The sequence below is a fragment of the Pseudomonas sp. EggHat1 genome, assembly GCF_014892995.1.
GTDB lineage: Bacteria > Pseudomonadota > Gammaproteobacteria > Pseudomonadales > Pseudomonadaceae > Aquipseudomonas > Aquipseudomonas chaetocerotis.
Map to the genome: position 1 here is coordinate 34,850 of NZ_JACKQK010000001.1, position 22,969 is coordinate 57,818.

Here is a 22,969-nt window from a genome sequence, read left to right on the forward strand (position 1 = left end):
ATAGAGGCCGGCTTTTTTCATCTGGAGTCCTGCATGACCCGACTGCGCCTGGCCCTGCGCCTGCTGCACCTGGCCCTGGTAATCGCCTTCGGCACCTTGCTGGCCGGCATCGTCAGCCTGTTCGAACGGGTGGTTCGGCATGACCTGATGCCGTTGCGCCAACGTCTGACCCGCTGGTTTCTGGCGCGCCTGGGCGGCGCCCTGCCGTTTCGCGTGCGGGTCGAGGGCGAGCTGCCGACGCAGCCGATGCTATGGGTCAGCAACCATGTGTCATGGACCGACATTCCGCTGCTGGGCGCCCTGCAGCCGCTGTCCTTCCTGTCCAAGGCGGAAGTGCGCGCCTGGCCGGTCGCCGGCTGGCTGGCGCACAAGGCCGGCACGCTGTTCATCCGTCGCGGTGCCGGTGACAGCAGCCAGGTCGGCCAGCAGCTCACCCGCCATCTGCAGCAGGGCCATCACCTGCTGATATTCCCCGAAGGCACCACCACCGACGGCCTGGGCCTGCGCACGTTCCATGGCCGTCTGCTGAGCAGCGCCATCGACAGCGGCGTGGCCGTCCAACCGGTCGCTATCCGTTATCTGCGCGATGGCCAACCCTGCCCGGTAGCGCCCTTTGTCGGCGACAACGACATGCTTTCGCACCTGCTGCGCCTGCTTTCCAGCTCGGCCTGTGAAGTGGAGATACGCCTGCTCGCGCCAATCCCCAGCGAATCACGCAGCCGCAATGAACTGGCCCGGCACAGCCAGGCCATCATCGCCAGCGCCTTGCAACTGGAAACGCCCGCCATGGTGCCGACCGAAGCCGAAGCCGCCTAATCCACCGCGTAGCCCGGATGCAATCCGGGGGCTTTTGCAAGGGCTCCCTGGATTTCATCCAGGCTACAGGTCATAACCGCTCAGTCAGCCGGCGGCACGATCAACGCGTCGCTGTCGAGCGTGGCCAGCAACCGACTGGCCACGCTGCCGAGGAAGAAGCGCGAAACGCCTTCACGGGCGTGAGTGCCCAGGACCAGCAGGTCCGCACCGGATTGACGCAAGGCTTCGCCGATCACACCTTCGGGCGAGCCGATCTGCACCCGCAAACGCTCATCGCCCAGCTTCGCCCCGACTGCATCCAGACGCTCGACCAGCTGCTGGCGCAGCAGCTCGCACTGGTTCTCCAGCACCTCGGCGCTGATGCCGGCTTCCATCATCGCGCCCGCCGCTACCGGCTCGACCGCACTGGCCACATGCAGGTTGTCCAGGCTCGCCAGGCCCAACTCACGCGCCCGATTCAGCGCCTGTTGCGAGGTGCGCGACAGGTCCATCGCCAGCAACGCGTGACGATACTCGCGCGTTACCGGGCCATTGACCCGCAGCACGGGCAGATGGCTGCTGCGAACCACGCGCTCTAGCGTGGTGCCGACGAAGAAATCGCGCAGCGCCGACTTGCGATGCGCGCCCACCACCAGCAGATCGGCGCCCAGGCCCTGCGCGCTCTCGACGATCACCGCCGCAGCCTCGCCGGTGCCCACGATCACTCGCGGAACGCTACCGGCCTGCTCGCCCAGGCGTTCGGCCTGCGCCTGCAAGAGCGTCTCGGCTTGCTGCACCTGACGCTGCACGTGCGCGGCCGGCGCATCGTCATCGATCACATGCACAAGGCTCCACTCACCGCCGCCCTGGCGACGGATCAGTTGCACGGCCCGTTGTACCGCGTGCGCCGAACGCTCGGACAGATCGGTCGCTACCAGAATCTTGATCATCTCGTTTCCTCCATGGGTTAGCACCGCGTTACATTCAAGCGCCTGCAGACTCCGTACTCCTTGATGCAGGTCAGGCCCGACGCGGTAAAGCGGGCTAGGGTAATCAGGACTGCTCACTGCGCCACCAGATGGCGTTCGACAGGTGCAGCCCGGCCCAACGAAGGAGATGCGCCGCATGGGCAACGCCCCCTCACGACATAGTGACCACACCTGGCACGGTTTGACTGCACAACAAGCGCTCGACACCCAACACAGCAGCACCAGCGGTCTCAGCCAGGAAGAAGCCGAACTGCGCCTGCAACGTCACGGCCCCAATTGTCTGCCTCCACCCAAACGACGCGGACCGCTGCTGCGCCTGCTGTACCAGTTCCACAACGTGCTGCTGTACATGATGATGGCTGCAGCCCTGGTCACCGCCCTGCTCGGCCACTGGGTCGATACCGCAGTGATCCTCGCTGCGGTGCTGATCAACGTGGTGATCGGCTTCATCCAGGAAGGCAAGGCGGAGAATGCCCTCGACGCCATTCGCAACCTGCTGTCGCCACACGCCCTGGTCATGCGTGGCGGCGAGCGTCGCGAGATCGACGCAGATCAGTTGGTGCCAGGCGACATCGTCCTGCTCGCCTCCGGCGACAAGGTGCCGGCCGACCTGCGCCTGATCAGCGTGAAGAACCTGTTGGTAGAGGAGGCGGCGCTGACCGGCGAATCGCTACCGGTGGAGAAATCCCTGGCTCGTTGCCAGACGGATGCGGCGCTGGGCGACCGCCGCTGCATGGCCTATTCCGGCACCCTGGTAGCCAGTGGTCAGGCCAGCGGCGTGGTGGTAGCCACGGGTGCTGACACCGAGCTGGGTCGTATCGGCGCCATGCTGCAACAGGTGCAGACGATGACCACGCCGCTGCTGCGGCAGATCGAGCAGTTCAGCCGCTGGCTGGCACTGGCCATCCTGATCTTCGCCCTGGCGACCTTCGCCCTCGGCACCTTCTGGCATGGCCAGGACCCGGCCGAGATGTTCATGATGGTGGTGGCGCTGACCGCTGCCGCCATCCCCGAAGGCCTGCCGGCGCTGATGACGGTGATTCTCGCCCTCGGCGTGCAGCGCATGGCCGCGCGCAACGCCATCGTGCGGCGCCTGCCGGCCGTGGAAACCCTGGGTTCGGTGACGGTGATCTGCTCGGACAAGACCGGCACCCTGACGCGCAACGAGATGACCGTGCAGCGTCTGGTCACTGCCAGCCGCGTGCTCGACGTCAGCGGCGTCGGCTATGCCCCGGCGGGCGCCTTCCATCTCGACGGTGCGCTGGTGGAGCCGGATGCCGCATTACTGGAAATCGCCCGCGCCGCCACCCTGTGCAATGACGCCCAGTTGCAGCAGGACGCCGCTGGCAGCTGGCGCCTGCAAGGCGACCCCACCGAGGGCGCACTGCACACCCTGGCCCTGAAGACCGGGCTGGAGACCCCGACGCTGAATGTGCAACTGCCGCGCAGCGACAGCATCCCCTTCGAGTCCGAGCATCGTTTCATGGCCAGCCTGCACCATGACCATCAGGGCCATGGGGTGATCTACCTCAAGGGCGCGCCGGAGCGCCTGCTGGAAATGTGCAGCGAGCAGCGCGATGCCGACGGTAGCGTGCAGCCGCTGGACGCCGACTACTGGCGGCGCCAGGCCACCGATCTGGCTGCCCGTGGCCTGCGTCTGCTGGCCATCGCCAGCCGCACGACCTCGGCCTCCCAACGCAGTCTGAACTTCGCCGATGTGGAACAGGGCATGACCCTGCTGGCACTGGTCGGCATCATCGACCCGCCGCGCGAGGAAGCCATCGCCGCAGTCGCCGAATGCCAGCGCGCCGGTATACGGGTCAAGATGATCACCGGCGACCATGCCGAAACCGCCCGTGCCATCGGCGCCCAGCTGGGTATCGGTATCGGCATGCCAGCGATGACCGGCGCCGAGCTGGAGCTGCTCGACGAGCGCAGCCTGCGCGAGGTACTGCCTGGCATCGAGGTGTTCGCTCGCGCCAGCCCGGAGCACAAGCTGCGCCTGGTACAGGCCATGCAGGCCAGCGGCGACGTGGTGGCGATGACCGGCGACGGCGTCAACGACGCGCCGGCCCTCAAGCGCGCCGACGTCGGCGTGGCCATGGGTGACAAGGGTACCGAAGCGGCCAAGGAAGCGGCCGAAGTGGTGCTCGCCGACGACAACTTCGCCAGCATCGCCGGTGCCGTGCGCGAGGGCCGGGCGATCTACGACAACCTGAAGAAATTCATCCTCTTCGCCCTGCCCACCAACGGCGGCCAGGCACTGATCGTGATCGCCGCCATCCTGTTCCAGCTGACCCTGCCTCTGACCCCGGCACAGGTGCTGTGGATCAACATGGTCACCTCGGTGACACTGGGCCTGGCGCTGGCCTTCGAACCGGCCGAATCCGGGCTGATGGAGCGCCCGCCTCGGGCGCCGAACGAGTCATTGCTGTCAGGTTTCTTCGTCTGGCGCGTGCTGCTGGTATCGCTGCTGATGGCCGGCGCTGGTATCGGCCTGTTCCTCTGGGAAATGCAGCGCGGTAACAGCCTGGAAAGCGCCCGCACCATCGCAGTGAATGCCGTGGTGATGTGCGAAGTGTTCTACCTGATCAACAGCCGGCGCATATTCGCCTCCGTGCTCAGCCTCGACGGCCTGTTCGGCAGCCGCGCGGTTCTGCTGGCCATCTCCGCCTGCCTGGTGCTGCAGGCGCTCTACACCTATGCGCCGCCGATGCAGGCTGTGTTTGGCTCAGTCGGTATGAGCCCGGATGAGTGGCTGCGGGTACTGCTGGCAGGCCTGGCGCTGTTCAGCGTGGCGGAACTGGAGAAATGGGTGGTGCGGCGCTTTGGCCTGCATGCCCAGGCGGCCTGAGCCTCTGTGAGAGGGGCTTGAGCGATGGTCGTCGCGGCTAAAGCCCCTCCCACGGTGCTCATGCATCGCCAACCTGCCCAGAACGATCGCCAAACCCCGTGGCAGGCGCTTCAGCGGCGCCCCCTACGGATGCCGGGAACTCCCGTAGGGTGCGCCATGCGCACCGCAGCTAGCCCGCAACAACGGATACGCCCTGTCGATCCGCCGCCATCGCAAGCGCTTTCGGCGCGCGCGGCGCACCCTACACATGCCGACCCGTAGGGTGCGCCATGCGCACCGCCTCTATCCCGATGCGTTCAACTCAGCTTCGGCGAAGGCCATCAGCTCAGGATAGAAGGCTCGAAAATCTTCGCTCAGCGGCTCGTACAGGAGCTCCAACTCCGCCAGGCTGCCATCGAGCAGTTGCGGTTTGGACAGGCGCCGCTGCATGCCGGCAATCACCTGCTCCAGCACCGCGAACTCGCGGTAGCTGCCCAGCCAGTCCTGCGCCGCCATGCGCGGCGCCATCAACGCCAGGCGCCCTGGCAGCTCGGCCTCGGCGGCCAGCACCCGGTACACCTCGCGGGTGAAATGGTCCAGCGGCTGCGCCGCATACTCGGCCCAATCGCGGGCCAGGCAATGGTCGAAGAACAGGTCCAGCAGCATGCCGGCCGTGCGTCGCCGCGCGGCGGGAAACCGGGCACGCGCGCGTGCCTGTAGCGGGTGGCTGTCGGTAAAGGCGTCGATGCGCCGGTGCAGGCGGATGGCCGCTTCGATTTCTGCCGGCCAGCGCCCACTCAGCGGGCCTTTGACAAAATCGCCGTAGAGGCTGCCGAGCAACTGCGGCGGTGCGTCGCCACCAAGATGAAGATGGGCCAGGTAGTTCATCCCGCGAGCTTACCGCCCTGAGCATGACAATCGAAGCCGTTGATGGAGACTATTGGAACAATCGATCTGTATATCGCCAAGAGACGATATAAGGTTCGCCCCATGACGATACACACCGACACCGCCATGGACATCGACCTCATCATCAAGGCCCTCGCCCACCCGCTGCGCCGCGACATCCTCGACTGGCTGAAGGAGCCCGAGCTCAACTTCGCCGAACAGGATCACCCGCTGGAGATCGGCGTGTGCGCCGGCAAGATCTTCATGCGCACCGGCCTGTCGCAATCCACCGTTTCCGCCCATCTGACCACCCTGCAACGCGCCGGTCTGGTGACCAGTCGCAAGGTCGGCCAATGGCACTTCTTCAAGCGCAACGACGAGCTGATCCAGGCTTTCGTCGAGCGCCTCGGCCAGCAACTCTGATTTGACCTTTCCCTCGGAGAAACCACCATGCCCACACTGTTCGACCCCATCCAGATCGGTGATCTGCACCTGAACAACCGCATCATCATGGCGCCGCTGACCCGCTGCCGCGCCGACGAAGGCCGCGTGCCCAACGCGCTGATGGCCGAGTACTACGTACAGCGCGCCTCTGCCGGCCTGATCATCAGCGAAGCCACCGCCGTCACGCCGATGGGCGTGGGCTACCCGAATACCCCCGGCATCTGGTCGGATGCGCAGATTCGCGGCTGGAGCAACATCACCCAGGCGGTGCACGCCAACGGCGGCAAGATCGTCCTGCAGCTGTGGCACGTCGGCCGTATCTCCGACCCCATCTACCTGAATGGCGAACTGCCGGTCGCTCCTAGCGCGATCCAGCCGGCCGGCCATGTCAGCCTGGTACGCCCGATCAAGGACTTCGTCACCCCGCGTGCGCTGGAGACCGAAGAGATTGCCGATATCGTCGAGGCTTATCGTCAAGGCGCCGAAAACGCCATGGCTGCCGGTTTCGATGGCGTGGAAATCCACGGCGCCAACGGTTACCTGCTCGACCAGTTCCTGCAGAGCAGCACCAACCAGCGCAGCGATCACTATGGCGGCAGCGTGGAAAACCGCGCGCGCCTGTTGCTGGAAGTGACCGATGCAGCCATCTCCGTCTGGGGCGCTGGCCGTGTTGGAGTGCACCTGGCACCGCGCGCTGACGCCCATGACATGGGCGACGCCAACCGGGGCGAAACCTTTGGCTACGTCGCTCGCGAGCTGGGCAAGCGCGGCATCGCCTTCATCTGCGCTCGTGAGAAAGCCGACGATGACAGCCTGACGCCGCAACTGAAGCAGGCGTTCGGCGGCGTATTCATCGCCAACGAACGCTTCACCAAGGATCAGGCCAACGCCTGGCTGGCCGAAGGTAAAGCCGATGCCGTGGCCTTCGGCATCCCCTTCATCGCCAACCCGGACCTGCCACAGCGCCTGGAGCAGGACGCTGCGCTGAACGAGCCGCACCCGGAAACCTTCTACGGTTCGGGCCCGGTCGGCTATATCGACTATCCGCGCCTGTGAGATCGCAGCTAATGCACCTCCCGCAAGCGATATCCTGTGGGAGGGGCTTTAGCCGCGACCAATAAACGAACGCCCCGCATTGCGGGGCGTTCGTTTATCGAGAGCGTGGCACTCAGCGCTGATTGATCTGCTGCTGCAGATTCACCACCTGGCTCTGCAGGGTATTGATGTTGCGCGTCATCTGCGCGCGGAAGGCATCGAACTCGGCGGTATTCGGACCGGCACTGGCGGCCGGGCGGTTGTCCAGCTCGCTGCGCAGCACCAGCAGATCCTGCTCCAGGCTACGGATCGATTGCGCCGGATTGCCCTGCTTCTTCAGCGCATCGATATCGCCACCGAGGGCCTTGATACGCGTGTCGAGCTTGGCCAGTTCGGCTTGGGTCGCCTTGGCATCCCCCTGCGCGGATTTCAGTGCGGCCTGCTCGGTGGAAAGCGCCTGCAGACGCTTGTCGAAATCGGCGCTGGCGCCGAGGCCACTCTTGAGCTCGGTTCCCAACTGCTCGACGCGCTTATCCAGTGCAGCCTGCGCCGTGGCGCTCTGCTGTTGCTGCTTGCCCAGTTCGGCCAGCCGATTTTCCAGCTGTTTGACCTGCAGTTTGAGCGCTTCGCTGCCGCTGGTGACGTTGGATTCGGTCGCCACCACCTTGCCGGAAATATCCTGAATACGTCCGGCCGCCTCCTCGCTGATGCGCGCGAAGCTTTCCTGGGTCGCCACCAGGCGCTGCTCCATCAGGCCGATCTGCTGCAGGCTCCACCAGCCCAGGCCGGCCAGAGCAAAACTCAGCGCGCCAACCAGCGCCCACAGCGGCCCGGTACTGGCGCCCTTGGCCACTGGCACCTTGCTGCTGGTCACGCGGCTGCTGCGCGCAGCGGGCTCCTCACGCGGCTCGGCGAAATCCTCACGGCGCTCCGGAGTCAGGCTGGGCAGATTGTCGAGTTCGTCGTGGGCGTCGTTACGCATGGTCGGACCTATGGTTGGAACGAATTAACGGAAATGCCGCGCAGTATACCGATTCGCCATTACACCATCAGCGTCGCGCCAAGCAGGTGCGCGGCGCACCGACGAAGGGCGCGACAGGGCCATCGACTCGCCTGCAGCCCGGCAGTTCCGCAAAACTTGAACTGGTACGCACTTTGCTTTTTCTCCCGTCGTGAACGAGCCGATAGCGCGTCGCTCACAAGCCAGCAGGCGGCCTGAAAGTTCTGCAAAGCACGAAGAAGTGTTCCAGTCGACGGAGATCAGGCTGGCGCGGTTACGGATGGCGAGGAAGGCCTGAGCCCGTGACCCTTCAACCAATCGGGGGAAGTGGCAATGGAACTGAACAAAGAAGTACTGGACTGCATGAAAGCGCTGCGTCGTCGTCTACGCGAAGAGCAGGACGTGGACATTCGCCTGAGCCAGCCCAACTCGGTCGGTGCCATGCTCGATGGCAGCCTGAAATCCGACGATGAAGAAACCCGCCGTCTCGGCCAGCGCCTGGCCGAACTGTCCGATCAACCGCAGCGCGCAGCGGCCACGCCACTGGCCGCCGTCGAGCTACCGGTCGGTGCGCCAACCGGCTCGGTACGCATCTATCGCGGCCAGCGCATCTATGCCTGAGGCCCCATCTGCGCCTGCCACCAGGTGCAGAATTCATCCAGTGCATCCCACAGGCTGGCCCGGGGCTCGTAGCCAAGGTACTCGCGGGCACGGTCGATGTTCAGGGAGAAATCCCTGGCCATTACCGCCACACCGAGGCGAAACAGACTCGGCTCGGGCCGCCCCGGCAGCACCCGACACACGCCTTCGTTGAGCGTCGCCGCGGCGTAGGCCAGTGGGAACGGCACATGTCGCGTCACCGGCGGCAGCTCCAGGCGACGCAGCACGTAATTGACCACGTCCCATAGCGGCACCGGCGCGCCATTGCTGATGTTGTAAACCTGGCCGAGCGCCGCACCGTCCACCTGCAACGAACTGAGCAAGGCGTCGTTGAGATTGTGCACGTTGGTGAAGTCGACCTTGTTCAGGCCATTGCCGATGATCCCCAGGCGTCCCTTGCGCTGCATGCCGATCAGCCGCGGGAAGATGCTGGTATCGCCCGCGCCGGTGACGAAGCGCGGGCGCAGGGCGATCACCTCCAGGCCGAACTCCTGCGCGGCGAACACCTGCTGCTCGGCCAGGTACTTGGTCTTGCCGTAGTGATCGGAGAAGCGTTTGGGCACCTGCTCCTCGCGAATATCGACATGGGATTTGCCATCGAAATAGATCGACGGTGAGGACAGATGCACCAGGCGCCGCACCTTCTGCTTGAGGCAGGCGTCGACGACATTTTCGGTGACCGTCACGTTGGCCTGATGAAAATGCGCGTAGTCGCCCCACACGCCCACCGCGCCTGCGCAGTGCACCACCGCTTCGACATCCCGGCACAGCGCCTGGGCCAGCTCGGCATCACCGAGATCGCCCTGAATGAACTGCGCACCGCGCTTGATCAGATGCTGCACGCCCTCGGCACGACGGCCGTTGACCCGCACGTCCAGGCCCTGTTCGAGCGCGAAGCGCGCGAAGCGCCCGCCGATGAAGCCACTCGCGCCGGTCACCAGAATCCTCATCGCCATCCCCTGCCATTGATTCTTGTAGTTGCCGCACTCTAGCAGCGCCTGATCCCCCCTGCCCTGTCGGTAACGGCCAGAATACCGACCCGCCAAGCCTCACTCGTCGGGCGGGCGCATGCACCCTACGGACCGGGTTGCGTCTGCACCAACGCGCCGCCGGCTGCGCGACGCAGGCGTTCGGTCAACTCGCTGAGCAACTCGCCGCCATTGCGCCAATGGTGCCAGTACAACGGCACATCGATGAAGCGCTCGGGCAGCAGATCCACCAACCTGCCGCTGGCCAGCTCCTCGCGTACTTGCAATTCCGGCACCAGACCCCAGCCCAAGCCGCCTTCAGCGAGGCGCACGAATCCTTCGGACGAGGGACAAAGGTGATAGGCGAAGGCGCCTGTGACGCCGAGGCCCGCCAGGTAACGATGCTGCAACTGATCATCCGGGCCGTAAACGATGGCTGGCGCACGCACCAGCGCGTCGACGCTGACGCCTGCAGCAAAATGCCGGGCGATGAAGCCCGGGCTGGCCAGCGCGCGATAGCGCATCGCACCCAGCGCCAAGCTGCGCGCCCCCGCCACCGGACGCTCGGCAGCACACACGCAACCGGCCACTTCGCCCGCTCGCATGCGCTTGAGGCCAACCTCCTGATCTTCTACCACCAGCTCCATCAGCACTTGCTGGGTGGCGCAAAACTCCGCCGTCGCCGCCGCCCACCAGGTCGCCAGGCTATCGGCGTTGATGGCGATGCGCAGACGCTCCGGCAAGGCCTGTTCATCCAGCCCCGGCACCTGGCCTTGCAGGTCGCGCTCGAGCAGGCGCACCTGCTGCACATGGTTGAGCAGACGCCGGCCGATTTCGGTGGGCGCCGGCGGCGTCGCGCGTACCAGCACCGGCTGACCGACCCGCGCCTCGAGCAACTTGATGCGTTGCGACACCGCCGACTGCGACAACCCCAGCACCTGCGCGGCGCGTTCGAAGCCGGCCTGCTCCACCACAGCAGCCAGGGCGGCGAGAAGTTTGTAATCGAACAATCGATTTTCCTAATGAGCGATCAGCAATATTGGTTTCTCTTATATACCCGCACACAGCAGACTTGCCAGCATTCAGCCCAATCAGGAGCCCGCCATGTCTGGCGAAACCAATCTCGCACGCCTGCTGCAGAGCATGACGCCGCAGCTCAATCCCGGTCAGTACGTGTTCTGCTGTGTCCCAGCCGAGCATGACTGCGGCGCCCTGCAGCCGCTCGCCAGCATGCGCGAGTCCGAGGGTCTTAGCCTAGTGCTGACGCGCGAAATCGCCGATGCCCATGGCCTGAGCTACGACTACGTCGCCGCCTGGATCACCCTTGAGGTGCATTCGTCGCTGGCGGCCGTGGGTCTCACTGCTTCCTTCTCCGCCGCCCTGGCGCAGGCCGGCATCAGCTGCAACGTGGTCGCAGGTTTCCATCACGACCATATTTTCGTGCCCAGCGAGCGAGCCGAACGGGCGCTCTCCACCCTGCGCGCCCTGTCGGCGGCGTCCATGCCGGAGCTGTCGTGATGTGGCAGAGCTACAGCAACGGCCTGCTGGTGGCTATCGGTCTGATCATGGCCATCGGGGCGCAGAACGCCTTCGTCCTGGCGCAGAGCCTGCGCCGCGAACATCACCTGCCGGTGGCAGCCCTGTGCATCGTCTGCGATGCCCTGCTGGTGGCCGCCGGCGTGTTCGGCCTGGCCACCCTGCTGGCGCAAAGCCCGACCTTGCTGGCCATCGCTCGCTGGGGTGGCGCAGCCTTCCTGATCTGGTACGGCAGTCAGGCGCTGCTGCGCGCCGCGCGCCCGCAATCGCTGCAAGCGGCAGGCAGCGAACCGCGCTCATTGCGCGCAGTGATGCTCGCCGCGCTGGCAGTAACCCTGCTCAACCCGCACGTCTATCTGGATACCGTGCTGCTGATCGGCTCGCTCGGTGCCCAGCAACCTGAACCTGGCGCCTATGCGGCAGGCGCCGCCAGCGCCTCCTTTCTCTGGTTTGCCACCCTGGCGCTCGGCGCCGCCTGGCTTGCACCCTGGCTGGCCAGGCCACTAACCTGGCGCCTGATCGACCTGGGCGTGGCAGCGATGATGTTCGCCGTGGCAGCGCAACTGATCCTGGGTGCGTTGTAAGGTTCGCCGTCGCGCATAATGCCTCTGGCCTATTACGCCAGGAGCAACAATGGATACCCTTCATGCGATGCGCGTGTTCGTTCAGGTGGTCGAGCGCGGCAGCTTTACCGCTGCCGCCCAGACGCTGGATCTGTCCACCGCGCAGGTATCGCGACTGATCACCGACCTGGAACARCACCTGCAGGCGCGCCTGCTGCAGCGCACCACGCGGCGCCTGGCGCTGACCGAAACCGGCGAGCGCTATCTGGAGCGCTGCCGGCAGATTCTTGGCCAGATCGACGAAGCCGACGCCGAGGCGCGCGGCGCGCATCACACCCCCAGCGGTCGCCTGCGCGTGCACACCATGACCGGCCTCGGCCTGCAGCACCTGACGCCATTGATCGCCCGCTACGCCGAGCGTTATCCACAGGTGGTGGTAGAGCTCACGCTGGCGCAACGCACCCCGGATCTGCTCGAAGACGGCCACGACGTGACCATCGCCTTCGCCCGCGACCTGCCGGACTCGCAGCTGGTCGCGCAACGCCTGGGTCCGGTCTACAGCGTGCTCTGCGCCGCCCCCAGCTACCTGGCTCAGCATGGCATCCCGCAGCAGCCGAGCGATCTGCAGCAGCACCGCTACCTGCGCCTGACCGACCCGCTGTACCGTGGCCAATGGGATTTCGGCGACGAACAACTCGAGGCCCTGCCGGCCGAGTGCTTCCAGGTCAACGTCGCCGAGGCGCTGGTCAAGGCGGCCCAGGCCGGCATGGGTTTCTGCCTGCTGCCCTCGTTCGTCGCCAGCCAGCCGCTGCGTGAAGGACGCCTGCTGCGCATCCTCCCGCAGCACCGCCTGCGCGCCCTGAACATCTATGCGATGTATCCGTCGCGACGCTTTCTCGATGCCAAGACCCGCACCTGGGTGGAGTTTCTCAAAGCCGAACTGCCGCCGCTGCTGCGCGGTGACGAAGCGGTACTGGATGACGCGCAATACTGGGCGACGCCTGCAGGATTGTTGCGCGAAAGGTAAGGGTCATTCACCCGGAACGCGCTTTTTCGCACCTCGATGCCTCACTAGGATGACTTCGAACCCACGAAGAATCCCAAGAGGATCGCCCAAATGAAGAACCTTCTCACTGCCACTGTCCTGTCCCTTTCCACTCTGCTGGCCGCCCAGGCCTGCTTCGCCGAAGAGTCGGCGGCCTTCGTCGCTCATCAACAGGCTCACCAGCAACAGCCGCACGCCACCGCCACCCAGCAGGCGCAAACCGCGAGCACGCAGAACAGCGATCAGCACGGTTGAACCAGAGCTTACCTGGCGCCGGCCGCGCTCCTGACCGGCGTCCCTCGGGCCGCTGAAACGGCCCTTTTTCCTGCATCGAGGCCATCATGAAACGTATCGCCTACCTGCTCGCTCTGGGCTGCGCCACTACCCTGGCATATGCCGAAACGCCGGAGCATTACCATTACGGCATGCGGCTGGACATCGCCAAGGTCATCAGTCAGACCCTGCCACAAGGTTGCCAAGCGGGTGAAGCCCGCATGGTCTATCTGGACTCCAACGGTGAGCAGCACACCCTGATCTACCAACGTATCGGCGAAGACTGCCGCTACTGATCCCCGCCAGGCGCTACTCGGCGCCTGCAATCCGTCACCTCGCGCCACTCTTCCCATATCGGCGGTCTACCCTGATCAATAGGCAGCACCTTGCCGGTGATCGGGTAGCACCCAGGTTGCACCACAAGCGTACAGCGACCCTCAGCATGCCCTGGCGTTGCTCATAACGGACCAGGCCAGCCGCTCGCAGACTGTAAAGGCACCGAGAAGATATCGAGAGATTAGACGTTCGTCGGCCCAGGATAATTATTGGTTGCACCTGGTTGCACCACGCATATTCTCGGGTTTAATCTCCCGCAGCTTTTTTGTTGCCCGCCATCCATGGCGGCAGCCCCTGGGGCCGTCGCAAGCGACGCCAGAAACTGCTCCAGGCAGTTTCACCCTGTACAACCGACAAAAACAGGACACACCTATGGCCACCACCACGCTTGGCGTAAAACTCGACGATGCCACCCGCGAGCGCCTGAAAAAGGCTGCTGCGCAGATCGACCGCACTCCGCACTGGATGATCAAGCAGGCGATCTTCAATTATCTGGAGCAAGTCGAGAGTGGCCTGACACCCGCCGAGCATGCCGGCCTGGCTGCTGCCGCCGGTGAAGAAGCGCTGGAGTCGCTGACCGAGCAGGGTCTGCAGGTGTTCCTCGATTTCGCCGAAAGCATCCTCCCGCAGTCGGTGCTGCGCGCCGCCATCACCAGCGCCTACCGCCGCCCGGAAACCGAAGTGGTGCCGATGCTGCTGGAGCAGGCGCGCCTGAACAAGGAGCAGGCCGAGGCCTCGCAGAAGCTGGCCCTGGGCATCGCCGAGAAGCTGCGTAACCAGAAGAACGCCAGCGGCCGCCAGGGCCTGGTGCAGGGCCTGCTGCAGGAGTTCTCGCTGTCGTCGCAGGAAGGCGTGGCGCTGATGTGCCTGGCCGAAGCCCTGCTGCGCATTCCCGACAAGGCCACTCGCGATGCGCTGATCCGCGACAAGATTGCCAACGGCAACTGGAGCCAGCACCTCGGCCAGAGCCCGTCGATGTTCGTCAACGCGGCGAGCTGGGGCCTGCTGATCACCGGCAAGCTGGTGTCGACCCACACCGAAGCCGGCATGACCTCGGCGCTCAACCGCCTGATCGGCAAGAGCGGCGAGCCGGTGATCCGCAAGGGCGTGGACATGGCCATGCGCCTGATGGGCGAGCAGTTCGTCACCGGCGAGACCATCGCCGAAGCCCTGGCCAACGCCGCCACCCTGGAAGCCAAGGGCTTCCGCTACTCCTACGACATGCTCGGTGAAGCCGCGCTGACCGAGGAAGATGCCAAGCGTTACCTGGCGTCCTACGAGCAGGCCATCCACGCCATCGGCAAGGCCTCGCATGGTCGCGGCATCTACGAAGGCCCGGGCATCTCGATCAAGCTCTCCGCCCTGCACCCGCGCTACAGCCGCGCCCAGTACGAGCGTGTGATGGACGAGCTGTACCCGACCCTGCTGGGCCTGACCCAGCTGGCCAAGCAGTACGACATCGGCCTCAACATCGACGCCGAGGAAGCCGACCGCCTGGAGCTGTCGCTGGATCTGCTCGAGCGCCTGTGCTTCGAGCCAAGCCTCGCCGGCTGGAACGGCATCGGCTTCGTCATCCAGGCCTACCAGAAGCGCTGCCCGTACGTGATCGACTACGTCATCGACCTGGCCAAGCGCAGCCGTCATCGCCTGATGATCCGCCTGGTCAAGGGCGCCTACTGGGATAGCGAGATCAAGCTGGCTCAGGTCAATGGTCTGGAAGGCTATCCGGTGTACACCCGCAAGCCGTACACCGACGTGTCCTACCTGGCCTGCGCACGCAAGCTGCTGGCCGCGCCGGAAGCCATCTACCCGCAGTTCGCCACCCACAACGCCCACTCGCTGTCGGCCATCTACCAGTTGGCCGGGCAGAACTACTACCCAGGCCAGTACGAGTTCCAGTGCCTGCACGGCATGGGCGAGCCGCTGTACGAACAGGTGGTGGGCAAGATCGCCGACGGCAAGCTGAACCGCCCGTGCCGCATCTACGCACCGGTGGGCAGCCACGAAACCCTGCTGGCCTACCTGGTACGCCGCCTGCTGGAAAACGGCGCCAACACCAGCTTCGTCAACCGCATCGCCGACCACAGCATTTCGCTCAAGGATCTGGTGCTCGACCCGGTGCTGCAGGTCGAGCAAATGGCCGCTCAGGAAGGCGCCATCGGCCTGCCGCATCCGCGCATCGCCCTGCCGCGTGATCTGTACGGCAAGGAGCGGGTCAACTCCGCCGGCCTCGACCTGGCCAACGAACACCGCCTCGGCTCGCTGTCCTCGGCGCTGCTGTCGTCCACCAATCTCAGCTACGTCGCCGAACCCATGCTCGGCTGCGATGCACCCAACCCGGGCGAGCCGGAGCCGGTACGCAACCCGGCCGATCATCGTGACCTGGTCGGCCACGTGCGCGAAGCCAGCGTCAAGGATGTCGACAGCGCCATCCTCTGCGCCCTGGCCAGCGGGCAGATCTGGCAGTCCACTCTGCCAGCCGAGCGCGCCGCCGTGCTGGAGCGCGCCGCCGACCTGATGGAAGCCGAGCTGCAGCAACTGATGGGCCTGCTGGTACGCGAGTCCGGCAAGACCTTCGCCAACGCCATCGCCGAGGTGCGCGAGGCGGTGGATTTCCTCCGCTACTACGCGATCCAGGCACGCAGCTTCGGCAACGACAGCCACCGCCCGCTGGGCCCGGTGGTGTGTATCAGCCCGTGGAACTTCCCCCTGGCGATCTTCAGTGGCCAGGTGGCCGCCGCGCTCGCCGCCGGTAACACCGTGCTGGCCAAGCCGGCCGAACAGACCCCGCTGATCGCCGCCCAGGCCGTGCGCATCCTGCTCGAAGCAGGCGTACCGGCTGGCGCCGTGCAGTTGCTGCCGGGCCGTGGTGAAACCGTCGGCGCGCGCCTGGTCGGTGACGAGCGTGTGCGCGGGGTGATGTTCACCGGTTCCACCGAAGTGGCCGGCATCCTCCAGCGCAATATCGCCGGGCGCCTGGATGCCCAGGGCCGCACCATCCCGCTGATCGCCGAAACCGGCGGCCTCAACGCCATGATCGTCGACTCCTCGGCGCTGACCGAGCAAGTGGTGATGGACGTGGTCGCCTCCGCCTTCGACAGCGCCGGTCAGCGCTGCTCGGCCCTGCGCGTGCTGTGCGTGCAGGACGATGTTGCCGACCGCGTGCTGACCATGCTCAAGGGCGCCATGGCCGAGTACACACTCGGCAACCCGGAGCGCCTGAACACCGACATCGGCCCGGTGATCGATGCCGAAGCCAAGGCCGGCATCGACACCCACATCGCCAAGCTGCGCGAGAAAGGCCGCAAGGTCACTCAGCTGGCGCGCGTCAACGCTGACGACATCAAGCGCGGCACCTTCGTCGTGCCGACCCTGATCGAGCTGGACAGCTTCGACGAAATGAAGCGCGAGATCTTCGGTCCGGTGCTGCACGTGGTGCGCTACCAGCGCGCGGACCTGGGCAAGCTGCTGCAGCAGATCAACGACAGCGGCTACGGCCTGACCCTCGGCGTACACACGCGCATCGACGAGACCATCGCCCAGGTGGTCGGTACGGCCAAGGTCGGCAACCTGTATGTGAACCGCAACATGGTCGGCGCCGTGGTCGGCGTGCAGCCGTTCGGTGGCGAAGGCCTGTCCGGTACCGGCCCGAAAGCCGGTGGCCCGCTGTACCTCTATCGTCTGCTCTCGACCCGTCCGCAGGACGCCGTCGCCCAGTACCTGCAACAGGCCGACGTGCAGGCCCTGCCAGCACCAACCGAGCTGGACAAGGTGCGCGCTGCCTTCGCCGAATGGGCAGCCAAGCAGGAGCCGGCCATCGCCGCGCTGTTCGAGCAGTACCGCGCGCTGTCGCAGAGCTACAGCAGCCATACGCTGACCGGCCCGACCGGCGAGCGCAACAGCTACACCCTGCTGCCGCGCGAGCACGTGCTGAACCTGGCCGACGAACGCAGCGACCTGCTTGCCCAACTGGCCGCCACCCTGGCGGTGGGCAGCCAGGCGATCTGGCTGGAGAGCCAGCGTGCGCTGTACGCCGAGCTGCCAAAAGAGGTGCAGAAGCACATCCGGCTGGTGGCCGACTGGAACAGCGTCGACGTGGAGCTGGACGCCATCCTGCACCACGGCGACTCCGACCAGCTGCGCGCGGTCAGCGAGCAGGCGGCGCAGCGCAAGGGCGCCATCGTCGGCGTGCACGGCCTGAACAAGGGCGAAACCGACATCGCCCTGGAACGTCTGCTGGTGGAGCACGCCCTGAGCGTCAACACCGCAGCGGCTGGTGGTAACGCCAGCCTGATGACTATCGGCTGATCGTGGCCGGTAATGTCGCGGAAAGCTGGCTGAAAGCTTCCCGCGGCATGCTTCACACACGACGCAACTGCCTGCAGGGGCTACCCGCCCGGCGCCGTGTTCTCTCCTTCTGACCTTCGGGTCTGCGCCAGCCTATCCGGCCAGCGCGTCGAGCGGGGCCAACCGCCCCGCCCATTTCTTTCCCCCACCGTCCTCCCATCTCAACTCGCCATCATTGCGTAACAGAAAGTTCGGACTATCGTGTCAGGACTGGCGCCTGGCTGCGCCAGCCAGAGCAGCAGTCCTGACTCATTCAGGTGCTCGACAACGCTTGGAACAAGGATGTGCGTTGACGAATCCTGACCCTTGATTTAGGTCAGAATGCTGTGCTCGCCAAACGCGCTCAATACCTATGTCCCCTTGTGACACGGAGGTAATTGAGATGTCTGATTCGACGCAAAAACTCCGCCTTGGCGCGCTGATCGCGCTGGTCGTCGGCTCCATGGTCGGCGGCGGTATCTTTTCGCTGCCGCAGAACATCGCCGCCAGTGCCAGTGCCGGTGCCACCCTGATCGGCTGGCTGATCACCGGTGTGGGCATGTTGACCCTGGCCTTCGTGTTCCAGACCCTGGCCAACCGCAAGCCCGAACTCGACGGCGGCGTCTACGCCTACGCCAAGGCCGGTTTCGGCGACTACATGGGCTTCTCCTCGGCCTGGGGCTACTGGATCAGCGCCTGGATCGGCAACGTCAGCTACATGGTGCTGCTGTTCTCCACTTTGGGTTATTTCTTCCCGGTATTCGGCGAGGGCAATACATTGCCCGCCGTGATCTGCGCATCCGTGCTGCTCTGGCTACTGCACTTGCTGGTGCTGCGCGGGATCAAGGAAGCCGCCTTCATCAACACCGTGACCACCATCGCCAAAATGCTGCCACTGGCGCTGTTCATCGTCATCGCCGCCATCGCCTTCAAGCTCGATGTATTCACCAGCGACTTCTGGGGCCGTGGCAACAGCGAGCTGGGCAGCGTGATGGACCAGGTGCGCAACATGATGCTGGTCACCGTCTGGGTATTCATCGGTATCGAGGGTGCGAGCATCTTCTCCGCCCGTGCCGAGAAACGCAGTGACGTCGGCAAGGCCACGGTGATCGGTTTCGTCGGCGTGCTTCTGCTCCTGGTACTGGTCAACATCCTGTCTCAGGGCATCATGGCCCAGGCCGAACTGGCCGGGCTGAAGAACCCGTCCATGGCCGGCGTGCTGGAGCAGGTGGTCGGTCCCTGGGGCGCGCAGCTGATCGCCATCGGCCTGATCGTCTCGCTGGCCGGCGCGCTGCTGTCGTGGACGCTGCTGTGCGCCGAGATTCTCTTCGCCAGCGCCCGCGACCACACCATGCCGGAATTCCTGCGCAAGGAGAACGCCAACCACGTTCCGGCCAATGCGCTGTGGCTGTCCAACGGACTGATCCAACTGTTTCTGATCATCACCCTGTTCAGCGCCTCCACCTACCTCAGCCTGCTGTACCTGGCCACCTCGATGATCCTGGTGCCCTACTTCTGGTCCAGCGCCTACGCAGTATTGCTGGCGGTGCGCGGCGAGACCTACGAGAACGCAGCCGGGGAGCGCAACAAGGACCTGCTGATCGCGGCCATCTCCACCCTGTACGCGGTGTGGCTGGTATACGCCGCCGGCGTGCAGTACCTGCTGCTGTCCGCGCTGCTCTATGCCCCTGGCGCGCTCCTCTTCGCCAAGGCCAAGCGCGAACTGGGACAGCCCATTTTCACCGGCGTCGAGAAGATCATTTTCGTCGCCGTACTGATCGGTGCCGCCATCGCCGCCTACGGGCTGTATGACGGCTTCCTGAGTCTGTAAGAGAAGGAGTTCGATATGTCCAAGAAGCCCCTCGGCGTTCATTCCGAAGCCGGCAAACTGCACAAGGTGATGGTCTGTTCGCCAGGCCTCGCCCACCTGCGCCTGACCCCCGGCAACTGCGACGAACTGCTGTTCGACGATGTGATCTGGGTATCCCAGGCCAAGCGCGACCACTTCGACTTCATGACCAAGATGCGCGAACGCGGCATCGAAGTGGTGGAGATGCACAACCTGCTGGAAGAGACCGTCAGCGACCCCAGCGCGCTGAAGTGGATTCTCGACCGCAAGATCACCCCCAACAGCGTCGGCCTCGGTCTGCAGAATGAAGTGCGCGCCTTCATCGAAGGGCTGGAGCCCCGCAAGATCGCCGAGTTCCTGATCGGCGGCGTATCCGGCGCCGACCTGGCCAAGCACACGGATTCCGAGGCGGCGAAGATGTTCAACGCCTACCTCGGCGAAGCCAGCTTCATCTTCCCGCCGCTGCCCAACACCCAGTTCACCCGCGACACCACCTGCTGGATCTATGGCGGCGTCACCTTGAACCCCATGTACTGGCCCGCACGCCGTCAGGAAACCCTGCTCACCAGCGCCATCTACACCTTCCACCCGGACTTCGCCAATGAGCCCTTCGAGATCTGGTACGGCGACCCGGACCAGGACCACGGTTCGGCCACCCTGGAAGGCGGCGACGTGATGCCCATCGGCAACGGCACCGTGCTGATCGGCATGGGCGAACGCAGCTCGCACCAGGCCATCGGCCAGGTCGCACGCGCGCTATTCGCCAAGGGCGCGGCAGACAAGGTGGTGGTTGCCGGCCTCGGCCGCTCCCGTGCGGCGATGCACCTGGATACCGTGTTCAGTTTCTGTGACCGCGACCTGGTGACCATCTTCCCGGAAGTGGCCAACAGCATCGTGCCCTTCACCCTGCGCCCGGACGAGAGCCGCCCTGGCGGCATCGACGTACGCCGCGAGGAAAAACCCTTCGTCGACGTGGTCGCCGAATCCCTCAACCTGAAGAAGCTGCGCGTGGTGGAGACCGGCGGCGATGCTTACGAGGCCGAACGCGAGCAGTGGGACGACGGCAACAACGTGGTCTGCCTGGAGCCAGGCGTGGTGATCGGCTACGACCGCAACACCTACACCAACACACTGTTGCGCAAGGCCGGCGTCGAGGTCATCACCATCAGCGCCAGCGAACTGGGGCGCGGCCGTGGCGGCGGCCACTGCATGACCTGCCCGATCATCCGCGACCCTATCGACTACTGATCACCAAGCCACCCCTCTCCCCCCGGGAGAGGGGCCGGGGGTGAGGGGCGTCCCTCGCACAGCATTCTCAACGGAGAAAGAACCATGGCTTTCAACATGCGCAATCGTCACCTGCTCAGCCTGATGCACCACAGCACCCGCGAGCTGCGTTACCTGCTCGACCTGTCGCGCGACCTCAAACGCGCCAAGTACACCGGCACCGAGCAGCAACATCTCAAGCGCAAGAACATCGCGCTGATCTTCGAGAAAACCTCCACCCGCACCCGCTGCGCCTTCGAGGTGGCTGCCTACGACCAGGGCGCCAACGTCACCTACATCGACCCCAATTCATCGCAGATCGGCCACAAGGAATCGATGAAGGACACCGCCCGCGTGCTCGGGCGCATGTACGACGCCATCGAGTATCGCGGCTTCAAGCAGGAGATCGTCGAGGAGCTGGCCAGCTATGCCGGTGTGCCGGTGTTCAATGGCCTGACCGATGAGTATCACCCGACGCAGATGCTCGCCGACGTGCTGACCATGCGCGAAAACAGCGACAAGCCGCTGCACGATATTGCCTACGCCTACCTCGGTGACGCGCGCAACAACATGGGCAATTCGCTGCTGCTGATTGGCGCCAAGCTCGGCATGGACGTGCGCATCGCCGCCCCCAAGGCACTGTGGCCAAGCGACGAACACGTCGCCGCCTGCAAGCAGTTCGCGCAGGAAAGTGGCGCCCGCATCCTGCTCACCGAAGATCCTAAGGAAGCGGTCAAGGGCGTTGATTTCGTTCACACCGATGTCTGGGTCTCCATGGGCGAGCCGGTGGAGGCCTGGGGCGAGCGCATCCAGGAACTGCTGCCCTACCAGGTCAACGCCGAGATCATGAAGGCCGCCGGTAACCCACGGGTGAAGTTCATGCACTGCCTACCGGCCTTCCACAACAGCGAGACCAAGGTCGGCAAGCAGATCGCCGAGCAGTATCCGCACCTGAAGAACGGCATCGAGGTCACCGAAGACGTGTTCGAGTCGCCCTGGAACATCGCCTTCGAGCAGGCGGAAAACCGCATGCACACCATCAAGGCGATACTGGTCGCCACTCTGGCTGACATCTAACGCTGCACGCTTGCCTCCCCTCTCCCGCTTGCGGGAGAGGGGCCGGGGGAGAGGGGCTGGCCGGTAACGCCGTCATGTAGCCCGGATGCAATCCGGGAACGACCTGTTCCACTGCCCCGGATTGCATCCGGGCTACGAACACGAACAAGGAGAACACCATGCGACTCGTCATCGCCCTGGGCGGCAACGCCCTGCTTCGCCGCGGTGAAGCCATGACCGCGGAAAACCAACGTGACAACGTGCGTATCGCCTGCCAGCAGATTGCCAAGGTGGCAGACGGCGCCGAGCTGGTGATCGCCCACGGCAACGGCCCGCAGGTCGGCCTGCTGGCCCTGCAGGGCAACGCCTATGACGCGGCCAACCCCTATCCGCTGGACGTGCTCGGCGCCGAGACCGAAGGCATGATCGGCTACATGATCGAACAGGAACTGGGCAACCTGCTGCCGTTCGAAGTGCCCTTCGCCACCCTGCTCACGCAGGTGGAAGTGGACAGCGCCGACCCTGCATTCAAGAAACCAACCAAGCCCATCGGCCCGGTCTATACGAGGGAAGAAGCCGAACGCCTGGCCGCCGAGAAAGGCTGGAGCATCGCCCCGGACGGCGACAAGTTCCGCCGCGTGGTGGCAAGCCCCAGGCCGCAACGCATCTTCGAGATTCGCCCGATCAAGTGGCTGCTGGAAAAAGGCAGCGTGGTGATCTGCGCCGGCGGCGGCGGTATCCCGACCATGTACGACGGCGACCAGTTACGGGGCGTCGAAGCGGTGATCGACAAGGACCTGTGCTCGGCGCTGCTGGCCGAACAGCTCAATGCCGACCTGCTGGTGATCGCCACCGATGTCGACGCGGCCTATATCGACTGGGGCAAACCCACCCAGCAATCCATCGCCGAAGCTCATCCCGACGCTATCGAAACGCTCGGCTTCGCCGCCGGCTCCATGGGTCCGAAAGTGCAGGCCGCCTGCGAGTTCGCCCGCAATACCGGCAGCAGTGCGGTGATCGGTTCACTGGAAAATATCGAAGCCATCGTCCAGGGTCGCTCAGGCACGCGCATCAGCCTGGACTGCACTGGCATCGTCTATCGCTGAG

General features: G+C 65.0%; 20 protein-coding genes. 15 read left to right on the forward strand and 5 right to left on the reverse strand.

Translation table 11 applies throughout. The annotated features are described in order from the left end of the window. Nucleotides 1-33 precede the first annotated feature (33 nt). Entirely contained in the window at nt 34-816 is a 783-nt protein-coding gene (locus INS93_RS00160) for a lysophospholipid acyltransferase family protein (protein WP_192979866.1), read from the forward strand. Nucleotides 817-896: 80 nt separating this feature from the next. Here the strand turns inward: INS93_RS00160 and INS93_RS00165 are convergent, their stop codons facing one another. Then, nucleotides 897-1,745 (reverse strand): universal stress protein, encoded by an 849-nt coding sequence (locus INS93_RS00165; protein WP_192979867.1) that lies wholly within the window; start codon nt 1,743-1,745, stop codon nt 897-899. A 175-nt stretch (nt 1,746-1,920) separates the two neighbouring features. Here INS93_RS00165 and INS93_RS00170 point away from each other — a divergent pair, with 175 nt between their 5' ends. Next, nucleotides 1,921-4,638, forward strand: a complete 2,718-nt coding sequence (locus INS93_RS00170) for a cation-transporting P-type ATPase (RefSeq protein ID WP_192979868.1) — start codon at nt 1,921-1,923, stop codon at nt 4,636-4,638. 282 nt (nt 4,639-4,920) lie between these two features. On the opposite strand, the gene INS93_RS00175 is transcribed toward INS93_RS00170, so the two are convergent. Further along, nucleotides 4,921-5,505, reverse strand: a complete 585-nt coding sequence (locus tag INS93_RS00175) for an ACP phosphodiesterase (RefSeq protein WP_192979869.1) — start codon at nt 5,503-5,505, stop codon at nt 4,921-4,923. Between the two features lie 126 nt (nt 5,506-5,631). Between INS93_RS00175 and INS93_RS00180 the strand changes: the two genes are divergently transcribed. Together INS93_RS00180 and INS93_RS00185 are read left to right on the forward strand one after the other, a co-directional pair. Further along, the gene (locus INS93_RS00180; RefSeq protein WP_192980406.1) at nt 5,632-5,928 is read left to right on the forward strand and encodes an ArsR/SmtB family transcription factor; all 297 of its coding nucleotides are present in this window, start codon (nt 5,632-5,634) and stop codon (nt 5,926-5,928) included. 27 nt (nt 5,929-5,955) lie between these two features. Beyond that, on the forward strand, nt 5,956-7,005 hold the full coding sequence (locus INS93_RS00185) for an alkene reductase (RefSeq protein ID WP_192979870.1): 1,050 nt from the start codon (nt 5,956-5,958) through the stop codon (nt 7,003-7,005). Between the two features lie 112 nt (nt 7,006-7,117). Here INS93_RS00185 and INS93_RS00190 read toward each other — a convergent pair whose 3' ends face one another. After that, entirely contained in the window at nt 7,118-7,966 is an 849-nt protein-coding gene (locus tag INS93_RS00190; RefSeq protein ID WP_160018459.1) for an ATPase, read from the reverse strand. Nucleotides 7,967-8,317: 351 nt separating this feature from the next. Between INS93_RS00190 and INS93_RS00195 the strand changes: the two genes are divergently transcribed. Further along, the gene (locus INS93_RS00195; RefSeq protein ID WP_192979871.1) at nt 8,318-8,605 is read left to right on the forward strand and encodes a hypothetical protein; all 288 of its coding nucleotides are present in this window, start codon (nt 8,318-8,320) and stop codon (nt 8,603-8,605) included. Here INS93_RS00195 and INS93_RS00200 read toward each other — a convergent pair. Then, nucleotides 8,596-9,594 carry an NAD-dependent epimerase/dehydratase family protein gene (locus INS93_RS00200; protein ID WP_192979872.1) on the reverse strand — a complete coding sequence of 333 codons (999 nt, stop codon included), beginning with the start codon at nt 9,592-9,594 and terminating at the stop codon, nt 8,596-8,598. The two genes, INS93_RS00195 and INS93_RS00200, sit on opposite strands and share 10 nt — an antisense overlap. Before the next feature lie 125 nt (nt 9,595-9,719). Continuing rightward, on the reverse strand, nt 9,720-10,622 hold the full coding sequence (locus tag INS93_RS00205; protein WP_160018462.1) for a LysR family transcriptional regulator ArgP: 903 nt from the start codon (nt 10,620-10,622) through the stop codon (nt 9,720-9,722). A gap of 94 nt (nt 10,623-10,716) precedes the next feature. Between INS93_RS00205 and INS93_RS00210 the strand changes: the two genes are divergently transcribed. The 10 genes from INS93_RS00210 to arcC all read left to right on the forward strand — a co-directional run bounded on the left by INS93_RS00210 (nt 10,717) and on the right by arcC (nt 22,968). Next, a complete protein-coding gene (locus INS93_RS00210; protein WP_192979873.1) occupies nt 10,717-11,130 on the forward strand; it encodes an ACT domain-containing protein in 414 nt (137 codons plus the stop codon). After that, nucleotides 11,130-11,732 (forward strand): LysE/ArgO family amino acid transporter, encoded by a 603-nt coding sequence (locus tag INS93_RS00215; protein WP_160018464.1) that lies wholly within the window; start codon nt 11,130-11,132, stop codon nt 11,730-11,732. Before INS93_RS00210 ends, INS93_RS00215 begins: the two co-directional genes overlap by 1 nt. 49 nt (nt 11,733-11,781) lie before the next feature. Further along, nucleotides 11,782-12,738: a LysR family transcriptional regulator gene (locus tag INS93_RS00220; RefSeq protein WP_192979874.1), complete on the forward strand. Its 957-nt coding sequence runs from the start codon at nt 11,782-11,784 to the stop codon at nt 12,736-12,738. A gap of 90 nt (nt 12,739-12,828) precedes the next feature. Further along, nucleotides 12,829-13,011, forward strand: a complete 183-nt coding sequence (locus tag INS93_RS00225; RefSeq protein WP_169970321.1) for a hypothetical protein — start codon at nt 12,829-12,831, stop codon at nt 13,009-13,011. Nucleotides 13,012-13,097: 86 nt separating this feature from the next. Beyond that, a complete protein-coding gene (locus tag INS93_RS00230) occupies nt 13,098-13,325 on the forward strand; it encodes a DUF2790 domain-containing protein (protein WP_192979875.1) in 228 nt (75 codons plus the stop codon). Between the two features lie 412 nt (nt 13,326-13,737). Continuing rightward, nucleotides 13,738-17,673, forward strand: a complete 3,936-nt coding sequence (gene putA / locus INS93_RS00235; RefSeq protein ID WP_192979876.1) for a trifunctional transcriptional regulator/proline dehydrogenase/L-glutamate gamma-semialdehyde dehydrogenase — start codon at nt 13,738-13,740, stop codon at nt 17,671-17,673. Between the two features lie 421 nt (nt 17,674-18,094). Beyond that, nucleotides 18,095-19,522, forward strand: a complete 1,428-nt coding sequence (arcD, locus tag INS93_RS00240) for an arginine-ornithine antiporter (protein ID WP_192979877.1) — start codon at nt 18,095-18,097, stop codon at nt 19,520-19,522. A 15-nt stretch (nt 19,523-19,537) separates the two neighbouring features. Beyond that, complete coding sequence (gene arcA, locus INS93_RS00245; RefSeq protein WP_192979878.1) at nt 19,538-20,788, forward strand: arginine deiminase; 1,251 nt, start codon at nt 19,538-19,540, stop codon at nt 20,786-20,788. Between the two features lie 84 nt (nt 20,789-20,872). Then, nucleotides 20,873-21,883, forward strand: coding sequence for an ornithine carbamoyltransferase (locus tag INS93_RS00250; protein WP_192979879.1), 1,011 nt, complete (start codon nt 20,873-20,875; stop codon nt 21,881-21,883). Nucleotides 21,884-22,041: 158 nt separating this feature from the next. Beyond that, nucleotides 22,042-22,968 carry a carbamate kinase gene (gene arcC / locus INS93_RS00255; protein WP_192979880.1) on the forward strand — a complete coding sequence of 309 codons (927 nt, stop codon included), beginning with the start codon at nt 22,042-22,044 and terminating at the stop codon, nt 22,966-22,968. The last annotated feature ends 1 nt before the right edge of the window (nt 22,969 follow it).

What these genes read in the sequence shown, in the direction of transcription:
- INS93_RS00230 (WP_192979875.1), top strand. Translation starts at nt 13,098, where the DNA reads ATGAAACGTATCGCCTACCTGCTCGCTCTGGGCTGCGCCACTACCCTG.
- INS93_RS00250 (WP_192979879.1), top strand. Translation starts at nt 20,873, where the DNA reads ATGGCTTTCAACATGCGCAATCGTCACCTGCTCAGCCTGATGCACCAC.
- putA (WP_192979876.1), top strand. Translation starts at nt 13,738, where the DNA reads ATGGCCACCACCACGCTTGGCGTAAAACTCGACGATGCCACCCGCGAG.
- arcC (WP_192979880.1), top strand. Translation starts at nt 22,042, where the DNA reads ATGCGACTCGTCATCGCCCTGGGCGGCAACGCCCTGCTTCGCCGCGGT.
- INS93_RS00175 (WP_192979869.1), bottom strand. Translation starts at nt 5,505, where the DNA reads ATGAACTACCTGGCCCATCTTCATCTTGGTGGCGACGCACCGCCGCAG.
- arcA (WP_192979878.1), top strand. Translation starts at nt 19,538, where the DNA reads ATGTCCAAGAAGCCCCTCGGCGTTCATTCCGAAGCCGGCAAACTGCAC.
- arcD (WP_192979877.1), top strand. Translation starts at nt 18,095, where the DNA reads ATGTCTGATTCGACGCAAAAACTCCGCCTTGGCGCGCTGATCGCGCTG.
- INS93_RS00170 (WP_192979868.1), top strand. Translation starts at nt 1,921, where the DNA reads ATGGGCAACGCCCCCTCACGACATAGTGACCACACCTGGCACGGTTTG.
- INS93_RS00200 (WP_192979872.1), bottom strand. Translation starts at nt 9,594, where the DNA reads ATGAGGATTCTGGTGACCGGCGCGAGTGGCTTCATCGGCGGGCGCTTC.
- INS93_RS00180 (WP_192980406.1), top strand. Translation starts at nt 5,632, where the DNA reads ATGGACATCGACCTCATCATCAAGGCCCTCGCCCACCCGCTGCGCCGC.
- INS93_RS00165 (WP_192979867.1), bottom strand. Translation starts at nt 1,745, where the DNA reads ATGATCAAGATTCTGGTAGCGACCGATCTGTCCGAGCGTTCGGCGCAC.
- INS93_RS00195 (WP_192979871.1), top strand. Translation starts at nt 8,318, where the DNA reads ATGGAACTGAACAAAGAAGTACTGGACTGCATGAAAGCGCTGCGTCGT.
- INS93_RS00160 (WP_192979866.1), top strand. Translation starts at nt 34, where the DNA reads ATGACCCGACTGCGCCTGGCCCTGCGCCTGCTGCACCTGGCCCTGGTA.
- INS93_RS00190 (WP_160018459.1), bottom strand. Translation starts at nt 7,966, where the DNA reads ATGCGTAACGACGCCCACGACGAACTCGACAATCTGCCCAGCCTGACT.
- INS93_RS00210 (WP_192979873.1), top strand. Translation starts at nt 10,717, where the DNA reads ATGTCTGGCGAAACCAATCTCGCACGCCTGCTGCAGAGCATGACGCCG.
- INS93_RS00215 (WP_160018464.1), top strand. Translation starts at nt 11,130, where the DNA reads ATGTGGCAGAGCTACAGCAACGGCCTGCTGGTGGCTATCGGTCTGATC.
- INS93_RS00225 (WP_169970321.1), top strand. Translation starts at nt 12,829, where the DNA reads ATGAAGAACCTTCTCACTGCCACTGTCCTGTCCCTTTCCACTCTGCTG.
- INS93_RS00185 (WP_192979870.1), top strand. Translation starts at nt 5,956, where the DNA reads ATGCCCACACTGTTCGACCCCATCCAGATCGGTGATCTGCACCTGAAC.